The organism is Hymenobacter sp. YC55, assembly GCF_029433095.1.
GTDB lineage: Bacteria > Bacteroidota > Bacteroidia > Cytophagales > Hymenobacteraceae > Hymenobacter.
The window spans coordinates 2,313,203-2,331,762 of sequence record NZ_JARNTX010000001.1; the positions used below are offsets into that span (position 1 = coordinate 2,313,203).

The window sequence follows — 18,560 nt, forward strand, 5'->3', positions numbered from 1 at the left end:
TCCGCGACAGTGTCAAATAAGCTGTGGTTGCCTCCCTTTCTGATCGGCAGGATTTTGATTACCCACATACTTATAAAGCATAAAAGCACAGACTACCTTGGTAATCTGTGCTTTTCAATCGAGGCAGGCTTGCTAGTTAAGCGTCGAGCTTCTGGCGTAGCAGTTGGTTAGCGAGCTTCGGATCGGCTTTGCCACCGGTCAGCTTCATCAGTTCACCCATGAACATGCCGGTCAACGACTTCTTACCAGCGCGGTACTCGGCTACTTTTGCCGGATTGGCGTCCAGCACCTGCTGAATCATAGCTTCCAGCGCCCCGCTGTCTGACTGCTGTAATAGCCCCTGGGCTTCGGCCGCGGCGGCCGCAGTTTGCGTGGGATTGTCGAGCAGGTAGGGGAAAAGCTGCTTGGAGGCTACCGAGTGGCTGACCTTGTTGGCGTCAATCAGTTCGATGATGTCAGCCAGGTGCTGCGTGGTGAGCGGGAACTCCGCCATGGTGAGGGCCCGCTCGTTCAGGAATGACTTCACGGGGCCTTGCACCCAGTTGGCCGCCGCTTTGGCGTTTGGGGTCAGGCGGGTCAGTTCGTCAAAAAACAACGCCACGTCTTTCTCCACTGTCAGTACTGAGGCGTCATAATCCGATAGGCCTAGTTCACCGGTGAAACGGGTGTAGAGCTGCTGCGGCAAGGCCGGCAGTTCGGCCTGCACGCGGTGCAGCCACTCATCATCAATGACTACCGGGGGCAAATCGGGCTCCGGGAAGTAGCGGTAGTCGTTCATGGTTTCCTTGCTGCGCTGCCCGCCGGTGGTGCCGGTGGCCGCATCGAAGCCGCGGGTTTCGCTGTCGATAACCTCGCCCCGCTCCAGCATCTCGATTTGCCGCTCGATTTCGTAGTCGATGGCGCGCTGCACGTTGCGGAACGAGTTCATGTTCTTCACCTCCACCTTGGTCCCGAACTTGTCGGCCCCCTTAAGCATCACGGAAATGTTGGCGTCGCAGCGCAGCGAGCCTTCTTCCATGTTGCCGTCGCAGATTTCGAGGTATTCGACCAGCTTTTTGATTTCGGTGAGGTAGGCATACGCTTCCTCGGCATTCCGAATGTCCGGCTCCGACACGATTTCAATCAGCGGCACGCCCGCGCGGTTCAAATCCACAAGGGTTTCCACCTCGCCGGCCAAGTGCATGCTCTTGCCAGCGTCTTCCTCCATGTGAATGCGCGTCACGCCAATTTGCTTGGTGGAGCCGTCGGAAAGGCGCACTTCCACGTGCCCTTCATAGCAGATGGGCGTTTTGTCCTGGGTGATTTGGTAGCCCTTGGGAAGGTCGGGGTAGAAGTAGTTTTTGCGCGCAAACAGATTGTCGCGGCGGATGTGGCAGTTGGTAGCCAAGCCCATTTTCATGGCGTATTCCACGGCCGTGTAGTTCACGCGGGGCAGCGTGCCAGGGTGGCCCAGGGTAATAACGCTCAAGTTGTTGTTGGGCAGCGCGCCGTACTCATTCTCGTCCGAAGAATACATTTTGCTGTGCGTGAGCAGCTGCGCGTGCACTTCGAGGCCGATGACGGGCTGGTATTTCGCTTTGATGCTTTCGTCCATACGTAGTAATGTGGGCGGGTAGGCCGCCGGGCTGCAAGTTAAAACTATCTATCCGAGAAAAAGTATCCCGATTACAACAGCAAAAAGACCTTTTCACATCGGAACCGGCTGTGGCTTCACCCTTAGTTCCAACCTGAAAAAGTCTTTTCCTACGCTTAACAGCTAAGCCCGATCAGCAACCAATGGCCCGATACCTAGTCGTTGAACACGGGAATGTAGGTAGCCTGGAAGTTGTTGCCGGCTTGGTTGTAAGCCGTAGATAGCTTCTGATTTTGCGAGTTATAGAGGCTGATGAAGCCGTTGAACTTGTCGGCGTCGGCTTTGGTGAAGCTGTCTTTGCGCTCCATTAGCACTTTCATCTGGGCGGCTTGATTGGCCGCGAAGGCCGCGTAGAATTTCACCAAGTTGCGGGCCGCGTCGCGGTATTGGGCGTCTTTGCCGCGGAAAGGCGTAATGGCTGTCAGTCCGGCCGTTGCGGCTTTGGTGTCTTCTATCAACTGCAAGCGCGCCTGCTCGAAGGCTTCCGCGTTCTGCGAGTTAAGGGCATCCGTGAGGCGGGCATTGGCCTTTTCCACCCGAAACTGCGCCAAATACACTTTGTGCTGATAAGTATTCACCTCCGAAACCTGCCGCATATAGTTGGCGAGGCGCTTGCCTTCCGGGTCTTCAGAAAAGGTCATTTTATGACGCTTAGCAAACCGGCGCTGGGCGGCATCCACGCTGTCGTTGACCACCTGAAGCTTGGCTTCGGCAATTTCCTGAAGCCGGAAGTACTGCTCCATATTTTCGATGGTTGCTGTCCGGGTAGCGGCCAGCATATCCACGGCTTTATAGTCCTCGGAGTAAATTTTCAGCAGTTGGTAAAAGGCTTCGGTGGCTTGCTCTTTGAACCCTTTATCGTCCTCGAAAGCGGGCATCTTGGCCACTTTGTTCAGCGAGGCCTCGGTTTGCTTGATCAGGTCGAGGCGCTTGGCATCAATCTTCTTCTCGTTGTCGGAGTGGGCTGATTTGCTGATGTAGCGCAGGTTTTTCTTGAGCATGGCCCGCTGCTCGGCTATAATAGCATTGTTGTAAGCGCCGGGGTCGGTGAACACCTGGGCGGAAGCGGTGAAAGATAAACCGGCCGCCAACACGGCCGTGGCAAGGGTAAAAAAACGCATACAAAAAGGTGAGTAAACGGAATTAGTTGATTGTAAAAGTGACTGGCAACGTGAATAATACATTCGTTAGCTCCCCATCAAGCCGAGCGGGTTTCCAGCCTCTAAGGCTGTTCACCACGCGCAACGCCTCCTGGTCGAGTATGGGACTGACGCTTTTCCTGATGCGGGCATCCTGCACCACTCCCCTACTGCTCACCACAAAATCAACTAGCACTTTTCCTTCCTCCTCATTGCGTAGCGCCTCGTCGGGATACTTCGTGTTGCTCTGGATGGCTCCGAGCAGTTTCAGCAGTCCGCCGGGGTATTCAGGGAATTGTAGATAATCAAAATAGGGAACGGGTTTGCCATCGGCGGCAAAACACTCGGCTTTCACTTGCTTGCCCTGTTGGTACTCTTCCCGGCGCCGTAGCGTGCCGTTAGGGTAATAGGTCAGCAACTGGCCGTGCCGCTGGTTGTTGGCATACTGTTCCGTGGCCTGCACTCGCCCATTTTCAAACCAGCGGGTTTGGGTGCCGTGCAGCTCGTTTTTGCGCGAAAGCAGATACGGTATTTCCTCTTGTTTCTGCCCACTGGCGTAATACCGAATAATTGCCGCTGCCCCATTCGTACCGCGCACCGTATCAGTGCGCGACTTCAACCCATTGCCAAAATCAACATCACTGTGGCTGCCTGGCTGGGCCTTGAAATACGCATTAATAGATTGAGCGGCAGTTTTAGTGTTAACTGTCAGCAGACAGCCCACTATTAGAAGACTATAGTAATTCATGTAAAACCTAATACCTGATAATCTACAGCAAGCTGTTTAGCGTCTAGCTATGGTTACTATCTCTTCGATCATAATAATAGAATTGCCCGGCAATATTTCCTGGCAAGATAGGCAGCGCTTCGGTTGCCAAGCAACACTTCTATATACCTATACTAGAGGTAGTATCTAATACTGAAGGTGATGGGTACAGTTTAGGTAACAGATACTTCTTGGCGTCAACTACATGCGCCGCATTACCGGCATGGCCTTATCAGACGTAGAGGCCGAAGTGGAGCGCTACATAGTTATGTCCAGCCAAGCCTGCTGTTCAAAATTTTGGAGTTGCAAGTGCGGGCTAAGCAAACCCTGGAATTAGAATTCGACCTGCTTGATTTTCACAATGTCGTGTTGAAGAACGGCTCCTACTCGACGTGCTGGAACAGATATTGAACGACTACATCAAAACCAAGAAAACAACCGCCTGACACTAGCAAGCACAGCCCTAGACCGGTTTTAGCTGCGCTAGGCCAACTCTACCCTATGGTACTCAAGAGGTAACAACAAAGGGCCCGGCCGCACCAAAGTACAACCGGGCCCTTTCTATTTGCTTTACTCTAAAGTATACACAATATAGCAAGAACGTCATGCTGAGCTTGCCGAAGCATCTGGCGTGCTGACGCTGGATTACTAATCCTGCGTCAGCACGCCAGATGCTTCGGCAAGCTCAGCATGACAATACTTTAAACCAATCTAAAATTCACTTACAACGACTTAGCAACCAATTCCTCGGCTTTGCTGATGGCCGCGCCCAAACCGGCCACGTTCTTGCCGCCGGCCGTGGCGAAAAACGGCTGTCCGCCGCCGCCGCCCTGGATTTCCTTGGCCAGTTCCCGCACCAGCGTTGCTGCATTCAGCTTCCCGCCTTTGGCTAGCTCATCATCCAGCATCACAGCCAGTTGGGGCTTGCCGTCGATTTCGGCACCGAGCACGGCCACCAGGTTAGGAACAGCTTGGCGCAGGTTAAAGGCAAGCGTTTTCAAGCCATCGGCCGACGTTACCTGCACCTGAGCCGCCAGGAAGTTGACTTCGCCGAGGGGTTTCACCTGACCTACTAGCTGTTCTTTCTGCTGGTTGATGCTTTGCTGAGCGAACTGCTCGATTTGCTTACGCAAGCTGGCCGTTTCCTCGCTCAGCTTCTCGATGCTGGTTAGCAGCTGCTGCGGGTTACCAAGGGCTTCGCGCACCTGGGCCAGCAGGTCGAGTTGCTGGTTCACGTAGCTTTCGGCAGCCTCCGCGGTTACGGCCTCGATGCGGCGCACGCCAGCGCCCACGGCGCTTTCCGCCGTGATTTTGAAGTAGCCGATGTCGCCGGTGGTGCGCACGTGGGTGCCGCCGCAAAGCTCCACCGAGAAGTCCTTGTCGAAGGTGATGACGCGCACGAAGTCGCCGTATTTCTCGCCGAACAGCGCCGTAGCGCCGAGGTTTTTGGCATCGGCAATGGGCACGTTGCGGCGCTCATCGAGCGGGATTTGCTGGCGGATTTTCTCATTGACGATGGTTTCCACCTGCCGTAGCTGGTCGTCGGTGACTTTGGTGAAGTGCGAGAAGTCGAAGCGGAGCAGCTTCTCGTTCACGAGTGAGCCTTTCTGCGCTACGTGGGTGCCTACTACGTCGCGCAGGGCGGCTTGCAGCAGGTGCGTAGCAGTGTGGTTGCGCTGGATCTGGGCGCGGCGGGCGTGGTCGTAGCGGGCCGTGAACTCGGCGTCCAGGTCCTGCGGCAGATCCAACACCGTGTGCACGATGAGGTCGTTTTCCTTTTTGGTGTCCAGCACGCGCACCTTGCTCAGCGCCGACTCCAAGTAGCCGGTGTCGCCAATCTGACCGCCCTGCTCGGCGTAAAACGGCGTTTGGTCGAGCACCACCTGGTATTCGGTTTTGCCTTTGCGGTCGGTGCGGCGGTAGCGCAGGATGCGGGCCGGAGCCTCGTCCTGGTCGTAGCCGACGAAAGCCGGCTGCTCGTCCGATGGCGTCACAATGGTCCAGTCACTCTGCTCGGCTTCCTGCGCATTGCGGGAGCGGTTTTTCTGCGCTTCTAGCTCCACCTTGAAGCCTTCCTCGTCCACTGTCAAGCCTTTTTCACGAGCTATAAGAGCAGTGAGGTCGAGCGGGAAACCGAAGGTATCAGAGAGTTCGAAGGCCGTTTTGCCGTCGATGCGGTTGCCGTTGGCTTTGGCGGTTTCCTCTAGGGCATCGAGGCGACGCAAACCAGTTTCCAGCGTTTTGAGGAAGGCAATTTCTTCTTCCTCGATTACGCGCTGCACGAATTGCTGCTGTGCTTTCAGCTCGGGGAAGATGTTAGCCATCTGGTCGGCCAGCACCGGCACCAACTTATATAGGAAGGGCTGCTTCTGGTTCAGCGACGAGAAGGCATAGCGCACCGCCCGGCGCAGGATGCGGCGGATTACATAGCCAGCCTTAACGTTGCTCGGCAGCTGCCCATCGGCAATCGTGAAGCTGATCGTCCGGATGTGGTCGGCAATGACGCGGATAGCAATATCGGTCTTTTCGTTCTCGGTAGCGGGCTGGTCGTTGACCGTGGCTGGCGAGGTGCCGTGATATTCCAGGCCGACTTCTTTGGCAATGAACTGAATGAGCGGCTGGAAAACGTCGGTGTCGTAATTGGACTTCACGCCCGACACAGCCATCATCAACCGCTCGAAGCCCATGCCGGTATCCACGTTCTGTTGCGGCAGCTTTAACAGCGACTTGTCGGCACGGCGCTCAAACTCCATGAACACATTGTTCCAGATTTCCACCACTTGGGGGTGGTCGGCGTTTACTAGTTCCCGGCCCGACTTGGCGGCTACCTCGGCTTCGTCGCGCAGGTCGATGTGGATTTCGGTGCAGGGGCCGCACGGGCCGGTGTCGCCCATCTCCCAGAAGTTGTCCTTTTTGTTGCCGGGCAGGATGCGCTCCTCGGCCACGTACTGGCGCCACAGGTCCTGGGTTTCGGTATCAGGGCCGAGGCCGTCGCCTTTGTCGCCCTCGAAATAGGTGACGTAGAGGCGGTCTTTGGGCAGCTTGAACACGTCGGTAAGCAATTCCCAGGCCCAGGCAATAGCGTCCTTCTTAAAGTAGTCACCGAACGACCAGTTGCCGAGCATCTCGAACATGGTGTGGTGGTAGGTGTCGTAGCCGACCTCTTCCAAGTCGTTGTGCTTGCCCGACACGCGCAGGCACTTTTGCGTATCAGCAATGCGCTTGAAGGGCGCGGGCTTGTTGCCGAGGAAGAAATCCTTGAACGGGGCCATGCCCGAGTTGATGAAGAGCAGCGTCGGGTCGTCCTTCACCACAATAGGGGCCGAGGGCACGATGTGGTGGCCTTTGGAAGCAAAGAAATCGAGGAATTGCTGGCGAACGTGACTGGCGGTGGGCAGTGACATGAGAAAGAAGGTAGGGCGCGCCGCAACTACGGCAGCGGCAATTTTAGCTACTTTGCCGCATCAGAAACCCATATGATGGGGCTGAAAGGCAATTCCTGCAAATGTAGCCACTTCGCTCGGAAGTCGAAGCAGTGCGTATTGCGGAGTATTCACGCTCCTTTTTTGCGTTTGATTATGAAAATCTCCCCGTTACCTCTCCCCTCTTTTCACCAAACAGCTACCTTCCTGCGGCAACTAGTGGGCGCGCTCTTGCTGCTACATGTTGTTTTTACAGCTGATGCACAATCAATTAAGCCACAGACGCCTTCCAAATCAGCCACCAGCCTGGGTGGGCCCAGGAAGAAAATTGGCAAGATGCTCGGGGCTGATATTTCGTTTTTGCCGCAGCTGGAAGCAAGGGGCGTGAAGTTCTCTGACAAAGGCCAGCAGAAAGACGCCATTCAGATTCTAAAAGACCACGGCTTCAATTACATCCGGCTGCGCCTGTTCAACAACCCAGCGGCCGATAGCGGTTACTCGCCCCAAAAAGGCTTCTGCGACTTGGCCCACACCTTGGAAATGGCCTACCGCACCAAGAAGGCCGGGCTGAAGCTCCTGCTCGACTTTCACTACAGCGACACCTGGGCCGACCCGCAAAAGCAGTTCAAGCCCGAAGCCTGGAAGAACTTGCACGGCGCCCAGCTCACTCAAGCCATGCACGACTACACCCGCGACGTGCTGCTGGCCCTCAACGCCCAAGGCACCCCGCCCGACATGGTGCAGGTAGGCAACGAAATAAACCACGGCCTGCTCTGGCCCGATGGCGACGTGCACAGCGCCGACAGCGTGGCGAAGCTCGACAACCTAGCCGGACTTTTAAAGGCTGGTGTTTCAGCGGTGCGCGAAGTGGCGCCAAAGAGTGTTATCATGCTACACATTGCCCTGGGCGGCCAGAACGAGCAATCGGTGTACTGGCTGGATCAGATGTTTGCCCGCGGCGTGACCTGCGACGTTATTGGCCAATCGTACTACCCCAAGTGGCACCGCACCCTTCCCGAGTTGCAGCAAAACCTGACCGACCTGACTCGGCGCTACCCGCAGGACGTGGTAGTAGTGGAGTACTCGGAGCTCAAGCGCGAAGTGAATGAAATCGCCTTTAACCTGCCTAATAACAAAGGCAAAGGCACGTTTATCTGGGAGCCGCTGAACACGTGGGAGCAAATCTTCGACAAGCAAGGCCAAGCCAACGACCTATTGCTGATTTATGACGAAGTAAGTAAAAAGTATAAGCTGAAGTAATTTAGCTTGCGCCGTAGTGGAGGAGGTATTTTCTTCCGCTTTATCTTCGGGCAGTCTTTCCAGCGCCATTACTTAACCCTAGCGCTCCGCCTACCTTTTATGCCATACAAAGAGCGCGACATCGAAAAACAATATTTCACCATCGGTGAGGTGGCAGCCCAATTCAATGTGGCCCCGTCGCTGATTCGTTTCTGGGAAACCGAATTCGAGGAACTGCGCCCGCGCAAAAGCAAGAAGGGCAACCGCCTCTACACGCCCCAGGACATCGATATTTTCCGCACCATCTACCACCTCGTGAAGGAGCGCGGCTACACCATTCCCGGCGCCCGCGACATGATCAAGCAGAAAGGCCCCCAGCTCAAAGAGAAAATCGACGTGATTCAGAGCCTGGAAAAAGTGCGCAAGTTCTTAATCACAATGAAGAAAGAACTGGATGCCATCGGAAAGGCGCAGGGGTAATGGAATCAGTAATGGTGATTGCAGGCACAGATGCTTTGCTACCTCACTTTCAGAGCCTAATACGTCATTATTTTCCTAATGCTGCACTTCAGCTCATGTCAGACACCGAAGACTTTAGTGCAGAATTGGCAAATGGGAACCGAATATATTTTGAATACGCTGGCGCTGTAGAAGATATAGGTTGGGAAGAGGTGGACCTGCAACGCGTCAAAGCGTACTTCCATCGAACACCCTATGTGTATAGCTTAACCTATCGGGGAATTGAGTTCATCAAGAAAGCTTTGGTACATATTGCTAACTCTCCTGACTATTTGATAGACAATGATTTTGGCACATTAGTATCCGGGCATGAGTTTGCGAAAAAAGTGCAAGAAGCTCCGGATTGGTGCTGGTACAATAATTTAGAATAAGTCACTATTTCAATTTATGCCTATTTCTACTCCCGACGATACCCTACTATACGAAGTCGCTCTTACTCTTTTCCCTAACATCGGGCCGCAGATGACCCGGCAGCTAATGAGCTACGGCGGTTCGGCCAAGAATGTGCTGCATCTGCCACCCGGCAAGCTGCGCAAGATTCCGGGCGTGGGGCCGGCTACGGTGGCGATCCTGACGGGAGCCGACCGCACGGCGGCCCTGAATCAAGCTGAGAGCATTCTGCGCAAAGCGGAGAAAGAGGGCACACAGTTGCTTTTTTACACCTCCAAGCAGTTTCCAGGGCGGCTAAAGCAAATTCCTGACGCTCCTGCGCTGCTCTACTACCAAGGTACTGCCGACCTCAACCAACCAAAGATTATTGCCCTCGTTGGCACCCGCAAGGCTACTGACTATGGCCGCGAACAAACCGAGCGGCTGGTGCAAGGCCTAGTACAGCACCGCCCCCTGGTGGTAAGTGGCCTGGCCTATGGCATCGACATTGCGGCCCACCGTGCCGCCTTGCAGGAAGGCTTGGAGACCGTAGGTGTCATGGCTACGGGATTGGACATTATCTACCCGCCGGCTCATCGCAAAACTGCCGAAAAGATGCGTACCCAGGGCGGTTTGCTTACCGAATTTCCGTTTGGCACCCAGCCCGACAAATACAATTTTCCGTCGAGAAATCGAATTATTGCCGGACTGTCGGATGGCACGGTGGTAGTGGAAGCGGCCAAGAAAGGAGGCGCGCTTATCACCGCCGATTTGGCAATGGGCTACAACCGGGACGTGCTGGCCGTGCCTGGCCCGCTCGGCTCGGTGGCTTCGGAGGGCTGCCACGAGCTCATCAAGGCAAACAAAGCCGCTCTTTACTCTGAGCCCCAGGACCTAGAGCAGCAGCTTAATTGGGATTCGGCTTTGCAGTTTCATGGCAAGCACAAAGGTCCGGCAATTCATAATTCAGCGGATTTCACGCCAGCCGAGTTTAGCGTAATCGAGGTGCTGCAAGCCACAAAGGAGGAGCATATCGATAACCTAGCATGGAAAACGCAGTTACCTATGCACCAAGTAGCCTCTCTTCTCCTTGGCCTCGAATTTCAAAATGTTGTGAAGGCGTTGCCTGGTAAGCGATTCACCTTGCTGTAAGGTGCTGCGGTTGCTGGTTGGCTCTATTAATGGTTAAGCACGCTTTCTAGTGGAAAATAGCAACGAGCAACCGCTGACGGGCACCTGCACTCATACCTGATAGATCCAAGAAATGCTCCTCTACAACGGCCAGCTACTACTTGATGAAGATTTTGCGCTGACCCTGCCAAACCGGGGATTGTTTTTTAATGACGGGTTCTTTGAAACCCTCGTGTGGGCAGACGGGGGTATTCGGTACCTACCGTACCACCTGGCCCGGATGCAACGTGCCGCCGCTGCATTAGACCTTACATTACCGTCTGAGCTAGCCATGGCCGAAAGCCTGACGCACACCTTAAGCAGATTGGCAACCGGCAGTGTGCACCGTCTTCGGTTGCAAATGTGGCGCAGCGGCGGCGGCTTATACGCTCCCGAAACCACTGAGTGTAGCTGGCTAGCCACAGTGCGGCCATTTCAGCCCAACGATGCGCCGCTAGCTACGGCTGGCTTTGCCGAAACGGTCCAAACCCGGCTTTCGCTGGTTTCTTTCTGCAAAGGCCCCGAAAGCTTGACGTACGTGCTAGCCGCTCGGGAAAGAACCCAACGCAGCCTCAACGAACTGATATTACTGGATACCGCCGGCCACGTGGCCGAAACCGTGTCGGCAGCCATTTTCTGGATATCCGACAACTGCCTGTTTACTCCCACCTTGACTACGGGATGCGTAGCGGGAGTACGACGTGCACACTTGCTGCAAGTAGCGGAAAAGCATGGATTGGAGTACCGCGAAGGACTATTTCAGCCCGCGGCCCTATTGCGAGCGGAAACTGTGTTTACCGCTAACGTGGCCGGCATACGGGTGCTAAGCAGCATAGGTGAGGTTCAGTGGGATACGGTGTCCCCACTCCTAGTCTCTATCCGCGGTTGGGAGGCGGGGCAATAGGTAGTTGGGGTGCAGCGGACGCCCACACAGCACCCGCCAACTCTCCTCGAATTCGTTTAGATCTTCCTCGGTTACTTCATTAAGGCGCAAGATTTCAAGTCGATCTTGCGCATTACTAGCTAATGAATAAAGAGCAATCAAAGCCCGGTGCCGACGGGAAAGCGGACTTGGGTTTGTGCAAGATAGAGCTTTTGAGTTCATGACCCGTAAGGTACAGACCCAAATCATATTTTGCACTATTACGCTTTGATTGAATTTTTCTAATAAGGCAAGAATCGAGTTATTAGCTGTACAATTGACTGATTGACTGCATTTTATAAAAACAGTCTACTGCGTGAGTAAAAGTCAAAGCAATACCCTGCCTGCTGCTACCCACAAGCAACACACCAACAAGTGAAAATATCCATCTTGCTTTAATGCAACTAAACTGCTACTGGTGCTTTAATAGCTGGCCACGACTCGTAGTTTTCTAGTTGAAAATCTTCAAACTGAAACGAGAAGATGTCCCTCACCTCGGGGTTGAGGCGCATTTGGGGTAACGGATGCGGCTCCCGGGTGAGTTGAAGGCGGGCTTGTTCGAGGTGGTTGCTGTAAAGGTGCGTGTCGCCGCCGGTCCAGATAAACTCGCCGGGTTGCAGATCGGTTACCTGCGCCATCATCAGCGTAAGCAAGGCGTAGGAAGCAATATTGAAGGGCACACCCAGGAACACGTCGGCGGAACGCTGGTAGAGCTGGCACGAAAGCCGCCCCTCAGCCACGTAGAACTGGAACAGCGCATGGCAGGGCGTGAGGCGCATTTGCGGGAGGTCGGCCACGTTCCAGGCCGATACCACCATGCGCCGAGAATCAGGCTGCGTACGGAGCAGACGCACCATTTCGGCTATTTGGTCGATGCTCCGGCCGTCGGGGGCTTGCCAGCTGCGCCACTGCTGGCCGTAAATGGGACCTAGGCTTCCATCGGCATCGGCCCATTCGCGCCAAATCTTCACGCCTACTTCCTCCAACGAATTGTTGTTGGTGTCGCCGCGCAGAAACCACAGCAACTCGTGGATGATGCTCTTGAGGTGCACCTTTTTGGTGGTGACCAACGGGAAGCCCTGCGCCAGATCAAACCGCATCTGCGGGCCAAATACCGAGAGCGTGCCCGTACCCGTACGGTCGGTTTTCGGGGTGCCGTGGTCGAGGATGTGGCGGACGAGGTCGAGATATTGGCGCATGAGCAGGGAGCTGATTGGGATACGGCTCAAAAGTAAAGAAACCTGTTTAAGCGACAGTATAATTCAACTGGTTGTCTTTTTGCCTACTACCGAGCCTGAATGTTGGTCAGTTCCAAATAATAATATCCTTGGCCACCAAATAGTGGTTTGACTAGACCTGTGTAGGTCCGATAGTTGCCGCTAAAGGTTACCAACTGGCCATGTCGTTGCAAATGTGATGGTAGGGTACACACAATACCCTCATCTATACCATCGATAGAACCTGGGTGAAAGTAGCTAACCACATAAGTTTTGAGCGCAGAACTGAAAACTACTCGTCCCTTCCAATCTATAGCTCGCATCACTATAGCCGATTTTGCTTCACATGCTGCCCGTGCTGCTGCATTATCCATCACATTTATAATACTTATCAGGAAATACCCCGACGACAGTATTATAATAATAACTAACAGCTTATACACGAGACTACGCTTAAAATTTATCATAAACTAACTATAAAGGCTTACTCAGTGCACTCTCAGAAACTGCTATGTATAGATGAAAGCAATGCTAGCAAAACTTCCCTCAGATCCGTTGGATTCACTGCATGTATTCTAAAAGTAACTGGCCGCACCTCCAATGTTGATTATACTAGGGTCTATAGGCAGCACCTTTCGAATAGTACTATTTATCTATTTCAGCATGACGTTTTATTTACTTACACTTGTCTTCTACCGTCCCTCGCTCGGCAATATCTACTTGCCAGCTATTGCACCTAGTTTCTTGAGGTGCTCCACCGCGCCAACATTCTTTGGATTCAGGGCCAACGACTGCTTGTAGTTGGTGACAGCCAGCGTGCTGTTGCCATTCATTTCGTAGGCTTCTGCTAAGCTGTCATAGGTATTCCAGCTGTTGGGGTGCAGGCTAACATTCAATTTGAATAGCTCGATAGCCTGTTTGGATTTGCCATCGCGGGCCAGCCTATAACCCCACTCATTTACGTACTCTTCGGATAGGTGCAGCTCCGGATGCTTTTTCTTAACGGCTTTGTATGCGTCGAGGGCATGGGTGTAGTCGTTTGTGGCCAAGCTGCTTTGGAAAGCTTGAAGGCCGGGTGGCACGCCGTAGATACCGGCTACTATCTGGTCGGCTACTTCATAAAGCCGACCTTGTGTGCCCCTGTCCGATTCGTTGGACAGTACTACAATGCCAAAGCCGAGTTCCGGATAGAAGCTGCAGTAGCTGGCAAACCCAAAAGTGCCGCCCGTGTGCAAAAGCTGACGCTTGTTGTCTGTGGTCTTGCGTATGCTCCAGTTCAAGCCAAGGGCCTCTTCGTCTAGGCTTCCCCACGTAGGCTGATGACTCAGAGCTACAGCTTTATCGGTTTCTGCGAGCTGGTAAGCCAGATACTTCACCATGTCAGCCGTGCTGTACCGCAAACCACCCGAGGGCTCCAAGTTGTCTAGGAAGTGGTAAGGCATGCGGCTGCCCTTTTCGTTGTGGCCAACCGCCAGCAAGTTGCCGGCTTTCACACTGGTGGTGCTCCGCATTTGCAGCGGCTTTTCAATGTAGTTTTCCACCAGCTTCTCGTACGGCGTCTGATAGACGCTTTCGAGGATGTACGCCAGCAGTTGCGCTCCCGCATTGGAATGCCGCGGAATCAGGCCGGGCACAGTATCGAGTTTAACGGCATGTAAGTCGGCGTAGAAATCCTGCTTGGTGTAGGTGCTAGAAGCTTTAAGAATAAGGGCCGGTATTGAATCGGGGTTGGCTTGTTGCAGAATGGTGGTTCTGTCGGGTATGTTGTCGGGCAAGGCGGAAGTGGTGTTGGCCAAATGCACCAGCCTGATTGGCTTGCCGGCGTAGGCCAGGTTAGGATAAGCCTCTTTCAGATACTTTCGCACGTCATCGTCCAGGCTTACCCGCTTTTCCGTCACCGCATGCGCCAGCAACAGGCTAGCAAACGTTTTGCTAACCGAGCCGATTTCGTAGATGGTGTTTTGGGTTGGTGCCTTACTCGTTCCCTTTTCGGTGGTGCCAAAATTGTAGAAATAGGTTTGCTTGTCTTTGATAATACCTATCGAAAGTCCTACTCGGGTTGGTTCTTTGATAAAGGCCTCTCCCTCCCGCTGCACAACTAAGTCTAGCTGCTTTTTGGAGTAGCTATTTGCTGCCGGGACCGTGGATTGCCCAATGGCGAAGTGAAAAGTCAAGGCAAGTACACACGAGAGAATAGCGCAGCGGTTTGCAGTCATAGCGGTTTAATTTTCGCGGGACACCTTTCGATTACTAAAAGGTTACAACATGCTGCACTACTATTTACTTGTCAGCATAGCCTATTGCTGTACTCTAATAGCTTGGCTACCCCGAACGCAGTAGAGACACGACACTTCGCGTCTCGGCGTTGAACGACCCGTCCCAAACATATCAGGCTGAACAACCTCAGCAACGCCGAGACGCGAAGTGTCGCGTCTCTACTGCGTCGTCAGGGCCTACTGACGTGGACTACCATTAAAAGGACAAAGCCGCTATCCCATTAAGGACAGCGGCTTTGCTGTTTAAAGCAATAATAGTTCGCTACAGCGCCTTGGCAGCGGGAGTTGCCGATGGAGCCGGCGTAACAGCGGCGGTTTTGGTGCCTTTCTTCATGCAGCAGGAACCACCCATGGCAGTTTTCTGGGCTTCCGAGCACTCGGTTTTGGCGGCGCTTTTTTTGCCTTTCTTGGCGTCTTTGTCGCCGTGGGCAGAGGCGGTGCCAACGAAGGCGAACAGAGCAAGGGCGAGAAGGGCGTTTTTCATACGGATATTACGATAAGAGTGGAAACAAAACGAGGAAAATGACGGTTGGCTTCTCTGTGCCTTAAACTCGGCAGCCACCGAACCCAAGGTAGCAAATAAGGTCTTACCAAGGTGCGTTTAGCTCCAGCTTCGCGCGTCGCCGAACGTTGTTTGTTGCAAAGGCGTGCTTTCCGCCGTTCATTGATTCACCGAGCTGGAGCTTGGTGGTACTCTCTATGCCGCTTCGTAAACTCAGTTATAGTGTTTTGTTTGCCTTGGCGCTGGTGTCGGGGCTGGCGTTGTTTTTCGTGGCGCAGCTGCGGTTCAACTACAACTTCAACGACTTCTACCCCGCCGGCGACCCGGACCTGGACTACTACCAGCAGTACTCGGCCCGCTTCGGCAACGACAATGACTACGTACTGCTCGGTCTGGAAGCCCCGGCCGGCCAGACCGTATTCGAGCCCAAGTTTCTTACCCGGGTTGATTCGCTGACGCGCTTTATTGGGCAACGGCGGCACGTGACGCAGGTTTCGTCTCCTACCACGGCCAGCAACCCGGTAGTGGAAGGCTTGGGCGTGTTCAACATTCCGTACCTGAACCCCACCGACCCGAGCCGCCGGGCGCAGGACTCCACGCTCGTATACCGCACGCCGGGGCTAGTGGGCAACCTAATTTCGCGTGATGCGCGGGCCGTCACAATCCTGTTTCAAACCTCGCCTAACCTCAGCAAACCGCCCGGCGACTCGCTCTTGGCGGCGGTGCGCACCGAGCTGAAGCGCCAAGGCTTCCAGGAAAGCGAGTACCACATGGCCGGCAAGATGGTGGCCCAATCGGTGTTCGTGGACCGGCTGCAAATGGAGCTGATGGTGTTTATGAGCCTCTCGGTGGTGCTCGTGACGGGTCTGCTCTGGCTCACGTTCCGGACGTGGTGGGGCGTGGTGCTGCCCTTGGTGGTGGTACTAGGCGCCATCTTGTGGGGTTTGGGGCTGATGAGTGCCTGCGGCGTTAGTATTGATTTGATGACGGCCTTGCTGCCGGTGATGCTGTTCGTGGTGGGCATGTCGGATACCATTCACATTATCACGCGCTACGTCACGGAGCTCGGCTACGGTGCCTCCAAGAAAGATTCGCTGTGGATTGCGCTCAAGGAATCGGGGTTTGGATCGGGGCTTTCGGCCCTGACGACCAGCATCGGCTTTTTCACGCTGATGACCAGCACCATCCGGCCGATTTATAACTTTGGGCTGTTTACGGGCATTGCCGTGCTGCTCACGTTTGCGCTCAGCTTCACGCTGCTACCGGCCATGCTGCTGCTCTTGCGCAAGCCGCAACTGCGCATACCCCGCGCGGAAGGCCACAGCTGGGACGGCGTGCTAGGCAAGCTGTTTCGGCGGGTGCTGGCGCGGCGGCAATGGGTAGTGGGCATTAGCGCACTACTGCTGATCGGCTCAGTGGCCTCGGCCTCCCGTATCCGCATCAACTCGGCCCTGCTCGACGACCTTTCCAAGAACGACCCGGTGAAGCTGGATTTCCAGTTTTTCGAGCGGCAGTTTGCGGGCGTGCGGCCCTTCGAGCTGGATTTAAAGCCGGCACCTGGCCGCAACATCTACGACCTGGCAGTGCTGCGCGAAACCGAAGAAATAGAAACCTACCTGACCGAAAAGTTTGGGCTGAACTTCGTGGCCTCGCCGGTTACGCTGGTAAAGTCGGTGCGCAAAGCGCTAAATGGCGGCTTACTGAGCGAGTACCGCCTGCCCGAATCGGAAGCGGCGCTGCGGCGCATCACCAGCAAGATCAAGCTGTTTCGGAAGAAGCCCGAGTTTCGGGCGCTGGTGCTGCCCGATGGCACCGAAGGCCGCCTGACCGGCCGTATGCCGGATGTGGGCAGCATTCGGGCCGATAAGCTTAATGCCGATCTGCGCACGTTTCTGCGCCAGAACACTGATGCTAGCATCCTGCAAACCCGCCTCACGGGTTCGGCTAACCTCATCGACAAAAACAACGAGAATCTGACGCTGAACATGATAACTGGCATGACCATCGACATTGTGATGGTGACGCTGATTGTGCTGGCCTTGTTCCGGAGCTTGCGCATGACGCTGGTGGTGCTGATTCCGAACCTGGTGCCCATTCTCATTGTGGCGGGCGTTATGGGCTTGGCCGGCGTCAGCATGAAGGTGAGCACCAGCATCATTTTCACCATTGCCTTCGGCATTGCAGTGGATGATACTATTCACTTCATCAGCAAGCTCAAGCTGACCTTGCTCAAGGAACCCAACCTGTTTAAGGCAGTGCGACACACGTACCTGCTGGCTGGCAAGGCCGTCATTGTCACGTCGTTGATATTGGTGGGTGGCTTTTCCACCCTAATCTTCTCGTCGTTTGACGGCACGTTCTACGTGGGTCTGCTGATTGGGCTCACGCTGCTGTTTGGGGTAGTAGCCGAGCTGACGTTGCTCCCAATTCTGATTCTGGCTTTCTACCGGCACCGGCCCAAAGAAATTCGGCAGCCCGTCCCGGCACTAGGCGGGTGAGTAACTAGAGGCTTCCTGGCAGAGCACAGCGTATTGTGCTGACGCACGCATAGAGTGGTTTTGTGCGTTAGCCTGCAAAAAAAGCCACATGCTAGGCGGGAAATAACGTCCGCGCATATTTGCAGGTATGAAACGTCTCCTCCCCTTCCTTTTCCTGATTTCTTTCGCCGCTCACGCCCAAACGCCCACCGACACCCTGGCTACTGACCCGCTGACGCCGCTAATTAAAGAGCGGGAGCAGATGGTGCGGCAATACGAAGAAGCCAACGCCCAACGCAACAGCCTGTTCGGCAACAAGCCAAGCAAGAAAGACCTTGAAGAAGTGGTAGCCGCCCTGAAAGGCATTATCCGCAAAGACACCGAAATAGTGCGCGCCGTGCAGGCCGCTACTCTGCGCCGCACCGCCAACATCCTGGCCGAAAACCAGCAGGTGAAGCAGCAGGTAACCGTAGCCCGCAGCGACCAAAGCAGCACCCGACAACGCTTCTACGAACTGGAAAACCAGATTGCCAACCTCCAGCTCCGCGACAAACAGCGCCAGAAGAAACTAGTAGAGCTACAAGCCGCCGCCGAAGAAGCCATTGAAGAACGCACCAGCCGCGACCTGCTAGCCGCCGGCTTAGCAGTAGTAAGCTTAGGCTTGCTAGGGTACGTAGTGAAGCTGCGCGGCCAACAGTTGGCTCCCAAACGCCGCCGGAAGTAGCCAAACGCCTCTGCTGATCAACGTAACCTGGCCAGAGGTGCTACACCTCTAGAGCTAAAAGTCTAGAAAAGCTAAGGAGCTAGTTCCCCTCAGATGAGGAGAGGTTAGGGACGGTTGACCATTCGTTCAACAACTCACGCCTGTCATCCTGAGCTTGCGAAGGACCTTATGCCTACAAAACGACT

Annotated in this window: 14 protein-coding genes; 7 read left to right on the forward strand and 7 right to left on the reverse strand. The window is 54.6% G+C overall.

The window, feature by feature from the left end; genetic code table 11:
• Nucleotides 1-136: 136 nt before the first annotated feature.
• From gatB to alaS, 4 genes are all read right to left on the reverse strand, one after another.
• Nucleotides 137-1,594: an Asp-tRNA(Asn)/Glu-tRNA(Gln) amidotransferase subunit GatB gene (gene gatB / locus P1X16_RS09880; protein WP_277228160.1), complete on the reverse strand. Its 1,458-nt coding sequence runs from the start codon at nucleotides 1,592-1,594 to the stop codon at nucleotides 137-139.
• A gap of 194 nt (nucleotides 1,595-1,788) precedes the next feature.
• Nucleotides 1,789-2,754 (reverse strand): hypothetical protein, encoded by a 966-nt coding sequence (locus P1X16_RS09885; protein WP_277228164.1) that lies wholly within the window; start codon nucleotides 2,752-2,754, stop codon nucleotides 1,789-1,791.
• Nucleotides 2,755-2,776: 22 nt separating this feature from the next.
• Nucleotides 2,777-3,520 carry an energy transducer TonB gene (locus P1X16_RS09890; RefSeq protein ID WP_277228167.1) on the reverse strand — a complete coding sequence of 248 codons (744 nt, stop codon included), beginning with the start codon at nucleotides 3,518-3,520 and terminating at the stop codon, nucleotides 2,777-2,779.
• A 740-nt stretch (nucleotides 3,521-4,260) separates the two neighbouring features.
• Nucleotides 4,261-6,942: an alanine--tRNA ligase gene (gene alaS, locus P1X16_RS09895; protein ID WP_277228170.1), complete on the reverse strand. Its 2,682-nt coding sequence runs from the start codon at nucleotides 6,940-6,942 to the stop codon at nucleotides 4,261-4,263.
• Nucleotides 6,943-7,116: 174 nt separating this feature from the next.
• On the opposite strand from alaS, the gene P1X16_RS09900 reads away from it, so the two are divergent.
• The 5 genes from P1X16_RS09900 to P1X16_RS09920 all read left to right on the forward strand — a co-directional run bounded on the left by P1X16_RS09900 (nucleotide 7,117) and on the right by P1X16_RS09920 (nucleotide 11,161).
• The gene (locus P1X16_RS09900; RefSeq protein ID WP_277228172.1) at nucleotides 7,117-8,220 is read left to right on the forward strand and encodes a glycosyl hydrolase 53 family protein; all 1,104 of its coding nucleotides are present in this window, start codon (nucleotides 7,117-7,119) and stop codon (nucleotides 8,218-8,220) included.
• A gap of 99 nt (nucleotides 8,221-8,319) precedes the next feature.
• Complete coding sequence (locus P1X16_RS09905; protein ID WP_277228175.1) at nucleotides 8,320-8,679, forward strand: MerR family transcriptional regulator; 360 nt, start codon at nucleotides 8,320-8,322, stop codon at nucleotides 8,677-8,679.
• Nucleotides 8,680-8,774: 95 nt separating this feature from the next.
• Nucleotides 8,775-9,089, forward strand: coding sequence for a hypothetical protein (locus tag P1X16_RS09910; RefSeq protein WP_277228178.1), 315 nt, complete (start codon nucleotides 8,775-8,777; stop codon nucleotides 9,087-9,089).
• A 16-nt stretch (nucleotides 9,090-9,105) separates the two neighbouring features.
• Nucleotides 9,106-10,239: a DNA-processing protein DprA gene (gene dprA / locus P1X16_RS09915; protein ID WP_277228180.1), complete on the forward strand. Its 1,134-nt coding sequence runs from the start codon at nucleotides 9,106-9,108 to the stop codon at nucleotides 10,237-10,239.
• A gap of 112 nt (nucleotides 10,240-10,351) precedes the next feature.
• A complete protein-coding gene (locus P1X16_RS09920) occupies nucleotides 10,352-11,161 on the forward strand; it encodes an aminotransferase class IV (RefSeq protein WP_277228184.1) in 810 nt (269 codons plus the stop codon).
• 422 nt (nucleotides 11,162-11,583) lie between these two features.
• On the opposite strand, the gene P1X16_RS09925 is transcribed toward P1X16_RS09920, so the two are convergent.
• The 3 genes from P1X16_RS09925 to P1X16_RS09935 all read right to left on the reverse strand — a co-directional run bounded on the left by P1X16_RS09925 (nucleotide 11,584) and on the right by P1X16_RS09935 (nucleotide 15,156).
• Nucleotides 11,584-12,378, reverse strand: coding sequence for a thymidylate synthase (locus tag P1X16_RS09925; RefSeq protein WP_277228188.1), 795 nt, complete (start codon nucleotides 12,376-12,378; stop codon nucleotides 11,584-11,586).
• 734 nt (nucleotides 12,379-13,112) lie between these two features.
• Nucleotides 13,113-14,612: a beta-lactamase family protein gene (locus P1X16_RS09930; protein WP_277228192.1), complete on the reverse strand. Its 1,500-nt coding sequence runs from the start codon at nucleotides 14,610-14,612 to the stop codon at nucleotides 13,113-13,115.
• A gap of 322 nt (nucleotides 14,613-14,934) precedes the next feature.
• Nucleotides 14,935-15,156: a hypothetical protein gene (locus tag P1X16_RS09935; RefSeq protein WP_277228195.1), complete on the reverse strand. Its 222-nt coding sequence runs from the start codon at nucleotides 15,154-15,156 to the stop codon at nucleotides 14,935-14,937.
• A 215-nt stretch (nucleotides 15,157-15,371) separates the two neighbouring features.
• On the opposite strand from P1X16_RS09935, the gene P1X16_RS09940 reads away from it, so the two are divergent.
• Together P1X16_RS09940 and P1X16_RS09945 are read left to right on the forward strand one after the other, a co-directional pair.
• Entirely contained in the window at nucleotides 15,372-17,672 is a 2,301-nt protein-coding gene (locus P1X16_RS09940; RefSeq protein WP_277228198.1) for an MMPL family transporter, read from the forward strand.
• Between the two features lie 127 nt (nucleotides 17,673-17,799).
• Nucleotides 17,800-18,375, forward strand: coding sequence for a hypothetical protein (locus tag P1X16_RS09945; RefSeq protein ID WP_277228201.1), 576 nt, complete (start codon nucleotides 17,800-17,802; stop codon nucleotides 18,373-18,375).
• Nucleotides 18,376-18,560 lie beyond the last annotated feature (185 nt).